The organism is Prosthecobacter sp. (genome assembly GCF_044226605.1).
In the GTDB taxonomy this organism is placed as follows: domain Bacteria; phylum Verrucomicrobiota; class Verrucomicrobiia; order Verrucomicrobiales; family Verrucomicrobiaceae; genus Prosthecobacter.
The window spans coordinates 42,963-54,586 of record NZ_JBGAGS010000006.1; the positions used below are offsets into that span (position 1 = coordinate 42,963).

Here is an 11,624-nt window from a genome sequence, read left to right on the forward strand (position 1 = left end):
GGTCATGTCAGACACGCCTTCCGACGCCGACATTGCCGACATGCAGCGACTCGCCGCAGGGGATGATCTGGCGCTCAACAGGCTGATGGAGCGCTGGAAGGACAAGGTGGCCGCGTTTCTGCTGCGCATGACTGGCAATGCCACCACGGCCACCGACCTCACGCAGGAGACGTTTGTGAGGCTGTACCAGAGCCGGGTGCGCTACCGCCCCAGTGCCCCGTTTCCCACGTATCTGTTTCGCATTGCGGCGAACCTTGCACGCAATCATGCCCGCTGGCGAAAACGACACCCCACCGTCTCGATCGACAACGAAGAAGATCACGTACCCGAGAGCGTGGAGACGCAGCCCGGCCCTGCTGAGCAGATGGAACGCGGCGAGCAGATGCGGCGGGTGGAAGCCGCCCTGGCCTCACTGCCCGAAGATCTGCGTGAGGCCATGCTGCTCTTCACGTACCAGGACATGAGCTATGCCGAGATAGCCGCGGCTGCGGGATGCAGCGCCAAAGCTGTGGAGACACGCATCTACCGCGCACGCCAGATGCTGCGATCCGCACTCGGCGGTGTGCAGGAGCATTGAGCCGGCCTTGTCGTGCGTTGCACGGGAATTGCGATCCTCAAGGGTTTGCCATGGCGTCGGAGTTTGTCGGCAGTGAAGCCGATGCTTCATCAACACTCAAAACGAACCGAATCATGAAAACGAAACTCACCCAAACCATCCTCACGGGAATCCTGGCCGTCAGCGCCCTGGCTCTCGCCTCCTGCCAGGCCACTGCCGGCAAGCATGCCAGCTGCTGCCCCACCAGCGCCGTGACGTGCAGCAAGTGCCACACCGTCACGTTCAAATCCCCTTCGGTCACCTCGGCCCCTGGTGACAAAGGCATCATCACCCTCCACACTTCCAGCCACATGAGCTGCCCAGACTGCGAGACGAAGCTCGTCGCGTGGGGCAAGAAAGGTGAGCTGCCCACCCATACCTGCAAGACCTGTGGCGGCACCCTGCACCATTGCTCGACCCACTAAACCGGGGAGCGGCATATGCCAAGGCGGCGTCTGAAATTCAGACGCCGCCTTTTATTTCGCCGGCGGGCGGAACTTTGACCGCAAACCAGGCCACGGCACACAAGGCTAGCGCACCGCCTGCGGTAAAAGCCACGCGAGGACCATGCGCCGTCCACAACCAGCCCATGAGCAGGCTCGCCGGCAAGGCGCCAATGCCGGTGATGAAATTGAAACTGCCGAAGGCACGGCCGCGCTGAGCATCAGGATAATAATCCGCCACAAGCGCACGCTCCGTGGATTCCGTCATGCCGTAGAAGAGACCGTAGGCAAGGAACAGTGCCCAGATGTGCCAGGGTTGGGCGGCAAGACCAAAGCCTGCATACACCAGTGCGTACACACACCAGCCGCCCAAGATGAGAACACGCCTGCCGATGCGATCACTCAGCACGCCGGCGGGATAACTGCTCAACGTTTTGACCAGACTCAACGCCAGCCAAAGCAGTGGCAGGCTGCTGACGGGCACGCCGACGGCTTGCGCGCGAAGCAGCAGAAAGGCATCGCTGGAATTTCCCAGGGTGAAGAGCAGCACGGCTCCGAGATAGTTTTTGAAGGCAGGCGTGATGCTGAATGGCATCTGGGTTTTGGGTGCAGCAGGAGGCAGCGTCTGATCCCGCGTACCAAAGACCAGGCAGGCCATGGCTCCCACCATGGGCAGAACTGCGAGCCAGAACAGCACGCGGTAATCATTTGTGAACCATTGAAGCATGATCCAGGCGATGAGCGGGCCGAGCACCGCACCTGCGTTGTCCATCGTACGCTGAACGCCAAAGGCGGCGCCCCGCTGATCGGGAGGCACCGAGGCTGCCAGCAGGGCATCGCGCGGAGAAGTCCGTATGCCTTTGCCGATGCGGTCCATAAAGCGCGCGCCCAGCACCTGTGTACCAGTTGCGGCCAAGGCGATCAGCGGACGCGTGAGGGCGCTGAGGCCGTAACCCGCAATCATGAGCGGCTTGCGTTTTTTCACCCGGTCCGACCACCAGCCGCTGGCGATTTTCAGCAGGCTGGCCGTGGATTCCGCAATGCCTTCGACCAACCCGACAAAGGCCATGCTGGCCCCCAGTGTGGTGGTGAGAAACACCGGCAGCAGCGGGTAAACGATCTCCGTGGAAACATCGGTGAAAAAGCTCACCCAGCCCAGCGCCCAGACAGTCGCGGGAAGGCGTGGACGCAGGGCGGGAGTGGGGGAGACGCTCATGTGTTGCTTTTTTCCAGCATAACCACTCTGCCAAAGCGCGCGTACAAAGCCGGCAATAGAAACAGGTTCAGCAGTGTGCTCGTCACCAGACCGCCGAGGATGACGATGGCCATCGGGCGCTCTATTTCATTGCCTGGCACATCCCCTTTGAGCACCAGAGGCAGCAGAGCGAGCGCGGCAGTGGATGCCGTCATGAGAATGGGAACAAGGCGCTCGGCACTGCCTTCCAAAATGAGGTCCATGCCGAAGCGGCGGCCTTCCTCCGTCTGCAGATGACGGTAATGACTGACAAGCAGAATGCCATTGCGTGCGGCGATGCCAAGCACCGTGACGAAACCCACCAGAGAGCCGAGAGACAGAACACCGCCACCCAGCCACGCCGCGATGACACCGCCGATCAGTGCGAAGGGCAGCGTCAGCGCGATCAGCAGCACCAGGCGTGGTGACTGGAAGTCTGCAAAAAGCAAAACGAGGATGCCTGCAAAGGATGCGAGCGCGAGCCAGCCGAGACGGCTCTGAGCGGCCTGGCGCTCGGCCCATTCACCAAGGATTTCCGGATGATAACCAGCGGGAAACTGGACCCTGCCGACGCGTTCCTCGATCTCACGTGCGACATCCCCCAAGGCGCGGCCCGTGACATTGCAGGTCACATCAATACGACGTGAAGCGCCTTCCCGTTTGATCGCATTAGGCGTGGGAACAATGGCGAGATCCGCCACATCTGCGAGGCGCACATGGCCCCCGGCCGGCGTTTCAATCAGCAGATCACGCAGAGACGTGTAATCCGCCCGGACAGCGGGCAGACTCCAGACGGTGACGTCATGCACGCGCTGGTCCTGATACACCTCGCCAACTTTCCGACCGCTGATCAGAGTGGTCACGGCCTGGCGCACCTTGCCCGCGGTAAGTCCGTGCAGCGCGGCGGATTCAGGCCGTAGTTTCACCGTGATCTGCGGCACCAGCGTGAGGGATTCGACCTTTAGCGCACTCACGCCGGGCACGTCCTTTAAAGTGGCGCCCACAGCCGCAGCACGATCGCGCAGCACATCGAGATCCGGGCCGAAAATGCGCACGACGATGCTGGCGCTGGCTCCGGTGAGAACTTCCTTCACGCGCTCGCGCAGGAAGGTGAGCAGGTCACGCGTGAGACCCGGATAGCCATCCACCACCGACTGGGCCTTGTGAATCGTTTCATCGTAATCGACCTTGGGATCCAGACTGATCCACAGCTCGGTGAAGTCCGGTCCGACGACTTCATCCGCCACTTCGGCGCGGCCGATGTGCGCGCCGAGATTCCGCACCCCGGGAATGGCGCGAAGGTCCTTGCTGGCGGCGATGGTGATCCGCGTGCTGGCCTCCACAGACGTATTCGGCTTCTCCAGCCAGTGCATGAGAAAATCGCGCTCCTTAAAATCCGGGAGGTAATTATCCTTCAGCTGCGTGTGCCAGACGAATCCGGTGAAGGAAAAAGCCCCCGCGAGCACGAGCAGCGCAAGCCACGGGCTGCGCGCGAACACGGGCAGCATGGCCCGATAGACAGATTTCAGTCCACGGGCGAGCAAAGCCTCTCCATGCCGCCCGTCTTTCACGCGCAGCAGCATCAAACTCAGTGCGGGAGTAACCGTGAGCGCCACGACCAGCGATGCGCTGATGGCGAGAATGTAGGAAAGTGCGAGAGGCCGAAAAAACGTGCCTGCCAGCCCGGGCAAAAAGAAGACGGGAATGAACACCAGCAGAATGATGACGCTGGCATAAACGACGGCGCTCCGCACCTCCAGCGAGGCTTCGAGCACCACGCGCAGTTTCGATTTTGGCGCGGAAAGCACGGCGTTCTGCCGCAGGCGGCGCAGGATGTTTTCCACATCGATGATCGCGTCATCCACGACTTCCCCGAGTGCGATGATGAGACCCGCGAGGATCATGGTGTTGATGGTCTCACCGCGCCAGGCAAGGAACAGCAAGGCGATGGCCAGCGAGAGCGGAATGGCCGTGAGGCTGATGATGGTGGTGCGCCAGTCTCCGAGGAACAATGCGAGCACGATGACCACCAGCAGACACCCGAGCCAGAGCGCCTCGGTGAGATGGTCCATGGAAAGCTGGATGAATGTGGCGGGCCGGAAAATGGTGCTGTCCACGTCCACGCCAGGGAGGGCGGGTTTCAGCTCTCCGAGCATTTGCTCCACCGCCCTCGTGACTTCCAGGGTATTTCCCCAAGGCTGCTTTTCGACGATGAGAAGGATGCCCGGCCCATCATTGATGACACCATCACCAATCGGCGCCGGATTGCCGATCTTCACCTCCGCCACATCGCCAAGGCGAATGGGTGCGCCATTGCGAAACTCCACCACGGTGCGCGCGAGATCCTCCGGCGTGACGATGAGGGCAAGCTGCGCCACGCTGAGGCGCTGGTTTGGCGTGTCGATGAATCCGCCGGAGCTGATCACCGCGGCATCGCCCGCGGCTTTGGTGATGGCATCCAGCGTCACACCGGCGGCGCGCAGACGCTGGGGGTCCACCAAGACCTGGAACTGTTTGTCACGCTGCCCCCAGATGGCGACATTGGCCACGCCGCGCACGGACATCAGGCGGGGGCGGATGGTCCAGCGCGAGAGCTCGCTGAGCTCCATCTGCGACAAGCTCCTGGACGTAAGCCCCACCTTCAGCACGCGGCTCAAGGATGAATATGGCGCCATGAGAACCGGCGGCTTCACCACGGCGGGCAGCCGGTTTTGGGCGAGGTTCAGCCGCTCCTGCACCAGCTGGCGTGCTTTGAGTATGTCCGTGCCGGTGTCGAAGATCATCACCACGGATGACAAACCGAGCACAGACTTTGAACGCAGGGTTTTGAGAAACGGCAGGCCGTTGAGTGAATTTTCGAGCGGAACGGTGACGAGGGCATCGACTTCCTCCGTGGAAAGGCCCGGGGCTTCGGTTTGCACTTCGACCAATGGCGGCGCAAATTCTGGAAACACATCCAGCGGTGCGTTCTTTGTAGCATTGATGCCGACAAGCAGCAGGGCCAGCGCGGCTGCGACCACGAGCACGCGCATGTTCAGCGCCCAGGTGACAATGGAGTTCAGCATGGACGTTATTTCCCAGTCATGAATTCCGTGCCAAAAAGCTCCGTGGAGCCGTCCGTCACCACTTTGCTTCCAGCCGATGGGCCCGTCGTCAGGACGGCATCCGTGCCGACGACGCGGGCCACCTGGATGCGTTTTCGCGTATACGCATGCTCGGCGGTCTGCACGTAGACCCACTGCCCGCCGTGGATGTCATGCAGCACGGCATTGAAAGGTATGATGAGGTGCTCCTCCTTGCTGTCTGGAGCGGGGATTTCCACCGCGATGCGCTCTCCCGCCCGCAGTGTGCTGCCCGCAGGCAGCTGATAATACCAGTCCACCGTATTTGTGAGTGCATTGGCGGTCGGAGGGCCGGCCACAGGCTCGGCGCTCTGGGGCTTGGCATCGGCTCCGAGCGTCCGGATGCTTGCAGCAGCCTTGGGGTCGAGGCGGTCGGTTTCCCCGCTGTAAATGGCCACACGGACCCAGGCGCGCTTGCTCCCGCTGGCTTTACCCACGGGATCGCCAAGAATCTCGCGCTGTGCTTTCGCCGTGGCCAGAGCTGCCTCGGCGAGGGAAAGCGCCGACTTCGCTTCATCGACCGAACGCACGCTGCCGGCTTCCGCATTGAGCACTTTCTGCGCGCGCTCGACCGCTATTTTTGCGGCCTCAATCTGCACTTTGGCCTGCAGTACACGGCCATCCGCAGCCACCTGCAAATCGGCGAGGCGCAGCACCTCATCCAGCGTCCCCCCGAGAACCGGCGCCACTCCGCTGCCTTCACCGGTCAGCGGATAAACCACCTCGCCTGAAAACAGCCGGGAGCCCGGCACGCGGCGCTTTTCCACGGGCACCACTTTCAAACGCAGCCGCTGCTCGGCATCGGCTTTGAGCGTCACCACGACGAGGTCGCCTTCTTTGGTGACAGCGGCGGGAGCAGCAGCGCCTGAGTCGGCGCCACGCAGCGAACTCACCGCAAACAGAAGAACTAGAGTGGCAGATGTTTTCATGATGTGAGCGAGATAAAGTCAAAGCCGCGCTTGCATGGCATCCTCCAGCGCGCCCGCGGCGTTTTGGGCCTCAATTTCCGCAGCCATGCGTGCGAGGCTGGCGGTGCTGGCTTCGAGCTGACGCCGGGTGAGCTCGAGAGGTGAAAGCTCACCGGCCTCCACCATGCGCTTTGTCGTAGCGGCGGCCACCCCGGCCTCCTGGGACAAGGAGGCGGCAGTCTGCGCCTTTTGCCGCGAGGCTGCATAAGCCGCGAGCGCGATGTTCAGCTCGCCTTGGATCGCGTCCTGCTGCGCCTGAAAGCGAGCCTCGGCAGACTTACGTTTTGCCTCTGCCTGCGCGATGGGGCCGCGGTTTCCATTGACGGGGAGCTCAAAGCTCACTCCGAGCTGCCAGCGGTTCTGCCCCTGGTTGTAGTCAAAGCCAGGGCCAAGCCGCACATCCGGGTACTGCCTGGCATACTCCAGACGCAGCGCGGATTCAGCCGCAGCATATTCAGCCAGCAGCGCCATCAGATCCGCCCGATGGGTGAGCGCAAGGCGGCGGGCGGCACTGCTGCTCTGCACAGGCAGCCGCGAGAACGCTGAGAAGTCGAGCGTGACGCTTTTGAAAGCCGCCAGAGGAACACCGACGGCGGCGGCGAGCCTGGCCTCCGCCGTGGAGGAGAGCTTCTGCGCATCCTGCAAGGCAAGCCGGGTGCGGTTCAGTGCCAGACGCGCCTGGGTGAGCTCAAACGGCGACACATCTCCCGCCTCCATCTGCGCAGTCAGTTTTTTGATCGCTTCATCGTGCAGCTTCTGCTCAATTTCCAGCAGGCGGATGTTTTCACGGGCGCTGTGGAGGTCGAGCATCGCCAAGCGCACGCGTGAACGCGCCGCCCAGGCACGGGCAGACACACGCCACCTGGCCGCCTCCGCGGCAGCCAGCGCCTGCTCGGTGCGGTGCGCACGCTTGCCAGCAGTTTCGATTTGATAGAAAACGTTTCCTGCCAGAAACCAAGGCGTGAGGGTATTGCGGTGGAAACTGGCGTACTGAGGTCCAAAGGTGAACACTGGATTAGGACGTTGTTTCGCTGTTTTGATGGCTGCAGTCGTTTCCTCCGCCTCAGCCCGCGCAAGGGTGACATCGGGATGGAAGTATGCCGCAGCCAGGGCCAGGCGATTGACATCCCAGGCTCCCTGCGAGGCTTTTTGTTCCGTGAGGAACTGCCGCAGCCCAGGATCATTCAGCGAGCGCCCTGCGAAGGCCGCAGCACTGGACTCTGCGGAAAGCGGATGTGCCTGATAGTGCGCACATGAGGCCAGCAAGGCAGCCGCCAAAGGGATCAGGAACAAGGCGTGTTTCATAGGGAACAAGCGCCAAAATGGGGCGGGGCCAAAGGGTCACCAGTGAAGATGCTGTCATTAAACGGGTCATCTCTGTCCGGCCGGCAGGCTCAAGGCAAGATGAGTGCGGCCGTCTTCGAGAACCTCAAAAACGAGGGTGCCGTGATGTGATCTGGCAATGGACTGGGCGATGCTAAGGCCAAGGCCGCTGCCTTCCACGGAACTGCTGTGCGAGGCATCGCCGCGGAGGAAGCGTTCGAAGACACGCGAATGCAGTTCAGGCGGAAGCGCCGGCCCCGTGTTGGCAATGCAAAAGGTGATCTGCTCTCCATCCCCACGCAGCTCCAGGGCAATGCTGCCATTTTTATGATTATGCTTCACGGCATTGTCTCCCAGAATGAGCAGGAGCTGGCGAAGGCGCATGCGGTCTCCGTGCACGATGGAATGCTGGCATGACTCCAACGCGACCGATATGTTTTGCGGAGCGGAAAGCAGCGTGAGATCCTCCACCAGATCGCGCACAAGATCGTGAAGGGCGACTGGGCCGCATGAAGTTTCGAGCATGCCCGCATCCGCCTTGGCCAGAAATGCGAGCTGGCCCACAATGCCGGAGAGGCGCTGCACCTCCTCAAGCATGGACGCGATGCGCTCGCGATGCGCCACCGGTGCGGCGCCATCCTCCATCATCTGCTCCAGCGTGCCATGGAGAATGGTGAGCGGGGTTTTGAGCTCATGCGAAGCATGCAGGGTGAACTCACGTGTCTGGGTGAAGGAAGCGTCCAGGCGCTCTTTCATGCCGTTAAACACAGCGGACATCCGGTCAAGCTCGTCCCCATTGCCGCTGCGCGCCACGGGTTCGGCGAGGTTGGAGGCGGTCGTTTTCTCGAGCACCTCCGTCAGCTGCTCAATGGGCCGCAGTGCACGCCGCATGAGCAGGCTGCCGCCGATGATGCCCAGCAGCAGGGCAGGCAGGCCGCCGAACAGAATGATCTCAAACGTTTCGAGCAAGGGATTGTGCTTTGACGCCGCCTCAACTCCGCCGCGCAGGGCAACCTCCCGCTGCTCAGTGAATTCAAACCAGCTCCAGAACGCTACGATGACCAGTGACACACTGAGCGTGGCGGCGTAATAGAAGAGAATGCGGCGGCGCAGTGTCATGGCTGAAGACGTATCGCGTATCCGAGACCACGCACGGTTTGAATAAGGAAGGGCGAGTGATCGCGGTCAATCTTCTCCCGCAGGCGGCGCACATAAACGTCCACGAGGTTGGTGCCAGGATCAAAATCATATTCCCACACGCAAACAATGATGTCCCGGCGGCTGACGACGCGGCCTTCAGCACGGAGCAGGCACTCCAGCAGCAGGCTCTCACGGGAGGAGAGATCGATGCGCTTGCCGGCACGCCGTGTCTCCCGCGTACCCGTGTCATAGGTCAGGTCCGCGAGCCCCAGCACGGCCGGCTTGAGCACCACATTGCGCCGCAGCAGGGAGCGCAGACGCGCCAGAAGTTCGGACAGGGCAAATGGTTTGGGCAGGTAGTCGTCTGCCCCGGCGTTCAGCCCCTCCACTCGCTGCTCCACCTCGCCGCGGGCGGAAAGCATGATGACGGGCGTGGTGCGCCCCTGCTGCCGCATTTCCCGCACCAGGCTGAGTCCATCCCGTTTTGGCAGCATGATGTCCACCACCAGAGCGTCGAAACTCCCGTCCAGAGCCTGCTGCAGGCCGCTCTCCCCATCCGCCACATGAGTGACGTCAAACTCCTCCTGCCGCAGAGCGCTGGAAAGCAGCGCGGCAGTTTTTGAATCATCTTCGACGATCAGGATGTGCATGGCCTCATGGAAGCAGGCGCATTGGCGGAGGCAAATGAGGATGTTGTCATCACCTCCCGTCCCGCGGCATGGATGAGAGTATTTTCATCTTGAAAGCAAACTCACTGCTCGGCATTTCATCGTCATCCGATAGTCTCCGGACAACTGTGCCCCCTCCCATGACTCAACGCCAGCCATCCTTCGTCATGTCTCTGACGCCGCGTGCGGCCATCACCCGCGGCGCCGTATTGATCACCGCCCTGTTTCTGGTGACAGCGCTGCTCACCCGCATGGCGCTCATGATTCAAGGGAGGAAGGACATTGCATGGAACGCCTCCCTGCTGGGATCATTCGGTCTGGGCCTGTGGTACGATTTGCTGGCCGCTTGTTATGCGGTGGTCCCATGGTTTCTGCTCACGGCATTGCTTCCTTCGGCCATGTGGCGTGGCAGGGCCGCGCGCTGGGTGGTGTCCTTCCTTTTGCTGCTTTATGCCGTGGTGTTCATCTTCATCGGGGTGGCCGAGTGGTTTTTCTGGGATGAGTTCCAGGTGCGGTTCAATTTCATCGCGGTGGATTACCTGGTCTTCACGCAGGAGGTCATCGACAACATTCAGCAGTCCTACCCCATGCCTCTGATCTACGCCGGCCTGGCGCTGGCAGGTTCAGGCGTGGTGTGGGCGGTGTGGCGGCTCGGCGCGGTGCGGTGGGTTTGCGCAGGAGACAGCGCCTGGAGGCTGCGCATCCTGCCGGTGTTCGGCATCGCGATCATAGTCGTGGGCATCTCGAACCTTTTTTCGCAGTCGCAGCTCCCGCGCTTCAGCAATGAATTCAATCGTGAACTGGCGAAGGACGGCCCCTATGCCTTCTGCGCCGCCTTCTGGGAGAGCGAGATCGATTACGAGCGGTTTTATCTCAAGCAGGACACGGACAAAGCGCTGGCCCGCGCACGGGAACTGCTGACCCTCTCAGACACACCGCCAGCCAGCGCCGATCCACGTGACCTGCGCCGCGTCATCAAGCACGAAGGACCGGAGAAACGGCACAACATTGTCTTCGTCTCCGTGGAAAGCCTCAGCGCGGCTTTCATGAGCCATTTCAAGGTGAACTTCAAAATGAAGTCCTACCTCACGCCGAACCTGGACCGGCTCGCGGATGAGGGCATTTTTTTCACCAATCTATATGCCACCGGCACCCGCACGGTGCGCGGCCTGGAAGCGCTGACGCTGAGCGTCCCGCCCACACCGGGGCAGTCAATCGTGTGGCGGCCACTGAACACGAACCTCTTCACCTCCGGCTCCGTCTGCCGCAGCCGCGGCTACGATGTGAGCTACATCTATGGAGGCGATGCCATGTTTGACAACATGCGCACCTACTTCTCGCGCAACAACTACCGCGTGATTGACCGCGGCACGAAACCGAAGAGCGAGATCACTTTCCAAAACGCCTGGGGCGTGGCGGATGAAGACCTCTTTCGCTGGGCCATGCAGGAGGCGGACACCAACCATGCCGCGAACAAGCCGTTCTTCATGCACGTGATGACGGTGTCCAACCACCGTCCTTTCACCTTCCCTGAAAACCGCATCGACATGCAGCAGGGGTCGCGGGAAGCAGCCGTCAAATACACCGACTGGTGCATCGGCGACTTTTTGGAAAAGGCGAAGTCCAAGCCGTGGTTTGCCAATACGATCTTCATCGTGGTGGCGGATCACTGCCATGGCAGCGCTGGCAAGATGGAGCTGGATGTGACCAAGTACCACATCCCCTGCATCATCTGGAATCCGCAGCTCATTCAACCGCGCTCCTATGACCGCCTGTGCAGCCAGATTGACATGGTGCCCACACTGTTCGGCCTGATGAACTGGAGCTATATCACGCGAACTTTTGGGCAGGACGTTTTTTCGCCCGGCTACACTCCCGACAAAGAACGCATCTTCGTCTCCAACTACCAGAAGATCGCCTACATCACCCAGGGAGACTTCGCCATGCTCAAGCCCAAGCAGGAATTCACGCTTGGAAAAGTGGACCTCAAGGCAGGTACGATCACACCTGAGAAATCGGACGCGTTGCAGGCGAGGCTGGACGACACGATCTCTCTCTATCAATCGGCCTCATGGCTTTTCCGCAACGGGCATCTGGGTGCGGAGACGGACAAGCCTTGAGCGGCGCACCA

General features: G+C 61.4%; 9 protein-coding genes. 3 read left to right on the top strand and 6 right to left on the bottom strand.

Going from position 1 to position 11,624, the window contains the following annotated elements:
• Positions 1-4 precede the first annotated feature (4 nt).
• Together ACILSO_RS09245 and ACILSO_RS09250 are read left to right on the top strand one after the other, a co-directional pair.
• Positions 5-577, top strand: a complete 573-nt coding sequence (locus tag ACILSO_RS09245; RefSeq protein WP_395737102.1) for an RNA polymerase sigma factor — start codon at positions 5-7, stop codon at positions 575-577.
• A gap of 113 nt (positions 578-690) precedes the next feature.
• Positions 691-1,020 (top strand): hypothetical protein, encoded by a 330-nt coding sequence (locus tag ACILSO_RS09250; RefSeq protein WP_395737103.1) that lies wholly within the window; start codon positions 691-693, stop codon positions 1,018-1,020.
• Positions 1,021-1,057: 37 nt separating this feature from the next.
• Here the strand turns inward: ACILSO_RS09250 and ACILSO_RS09255 are convergent, their stop codons facing one another.
• The 6 genes from ACILSO_RS09255 to ACILSO_RS09280 all read right to left on the bottom strand — a co-directional run bounded on the left by ACILSO_RS09255 (position 1,058) and on the right by ACILSO_RS09280 (position 9,475).
• Positions 1,058-2,254 carry an MFS transporter gene (locus tag ACILSO_RS09255; RefSeq protein ID WP_395737104.1) on the bottom strand — a complete coding sequence of 399 codons (1,197 nt, stop codon included), beginning with the start codon at positions 2,252-2,254 and terminating at the stop codon, positions 1,058-1,060.
• Positions 2,251-5,337 (bottom strand): efflux RND transporter permease subunit, encoded by a 3,087-nt coding sequence (locus tag ACILSO_RS09260; RefSeq protein WP_395737105.1) that lies wholly within the window; start codon positions 5,335-5,337, stop codon positions 2,251-2,253. The genes ACILSO_RS09255 and ACILSO_RS09260 overlap by 4 nt, the downstream gene beginning before the upstream one ends.
• A gap of 5 nt (positions 5,338-5,342) precedes the next feature.
• Entirely contained in the window at positions 5,343-6,323 is a 981-nt protein-coding gene (locus ACILSO_RS09265; protein WP_395737106.1) for a hypothetical protein, read from the bottom strand.
• 18 nt (positions 6,324-6,341) lie between these two features.
• The gene (locus tag ACILSO_RS09270; RefSeq protein WP_395737107.1) at positions 6,342-7,667 is read right to left on the bottom strand and encodes a TolC family protein; all 1,326 of its coding nucleotides are present in this window, start codon (positions 7,665-7,667) and stop codon (positions 6,342-6,344) included.
• A gap of 66 nt (positions 7,668-7,733) precedes the next feature.
• Positions 7,734-8,804, bottom strand: coding sequence for a sensor histidine kinase (locus ACILSO_RS09275; protein WP_395737108.1), 1,071 nt, complete (start codon positions 8,802-8,804; stop codon positions 7,734-7,736).
• Positions 8,801-9,475 (bottom strand): response regulator transcription factor, encoded by a 675-nt coding sequence (locus ACILSO_RS09280; RefSeq protein WP_395737109.1) that lies wholly within the window; start codon positions 9,473-9,475, stop codon positions 8,801-8,803. Before ACILSO_RS09280 ends, ACILSO_RS09275 begins: the two co-directional genes overlap by 4 nt.
• A gap of 158 nt (positions 9,476-9,633) precedes the next feature.
• On the opposite strand from ACILSO_RS09280, the gene ACILSO_RS09285 reads away from it, so the two are divergent.
• Positions 9,634-11,613, top strand: a complete 1,980-nt coding sequence (locus ACILSO_RS09285; protein ID WP_395737110.1) for an LTA synthase family protein — start codon at positions 9,634-9,636, stop codon at positions 11,611-11,613.
• Positions 11,614-11,624: the final 11 nt, after the last annotated feature.

Bases quoted from the DNA above. Each gene is read 5' to 3' on its own strand.
- ACILSO_RS09280 (WP_395737109.1), bottom strand. From the start codon at position 9,475: ATGCACATCCTGATCGTCGAAGATGATTCAAAAACTGCCGCGCTGCTT.
- ACILSO_RS09275 (WP_395737108.1), bottom strand. From the start codon at position 8,804: ATGACACTGCGCCGCCGCATTCTCTTCTATTACGCCGCCACGCTCAGT.
- ACILSO_RS09270 (WP_395737107.1), bottom strand. From the start codon at position 7,667: ATGAAACACGCCTTGTTCCTGATCCCTTTGGCGGCTGCCTTGCTGGCC.
- ACILSO_RS09265 (WP_395737106.1), bottom strand. From the start codon at position 6,323: ATGAAAACATCTGCCACTCTAGTTCTTCTGTTTGCGGTGAGTTCGCTG.
- ACILSO_RS09285 (WP_395737110.1), top strand. From the start codon at position 9,634: ATGACTCAACGCCAGCCATCCTTCGTCATGTCTCTGACGCCGCGTGCG.
- ACILSO_RS09245 (WP_395737102.1), top strand. From the start codon at position 5: ATGTCAGACACGCCTTCCGACGCCGACATTGCCGACATGCAGCGACTC.
- ACILSO_RS09260 (WP_395737105.1), bottom strand. From the start codon at position 5,337: ATGCTGAACTCCATTGTCACCTGGGCGCTGAACATGCGCGTGCTCGTG.
- ACILSO_RS09250 (WP_395737103.1), top strand. From the start codon at position 691: ATGAAAACGAAACTCACCCAAACCATCCTCACGGGAATCCTGGCCGTC.
- ACILSO_RS09255 (WP_395737104.1), bottom strand. From the start codon at position 2,254: ATGAGCGTCTCCCCCACTCCCGCCCTGCGTCCACGCCTTCCCGCGACT.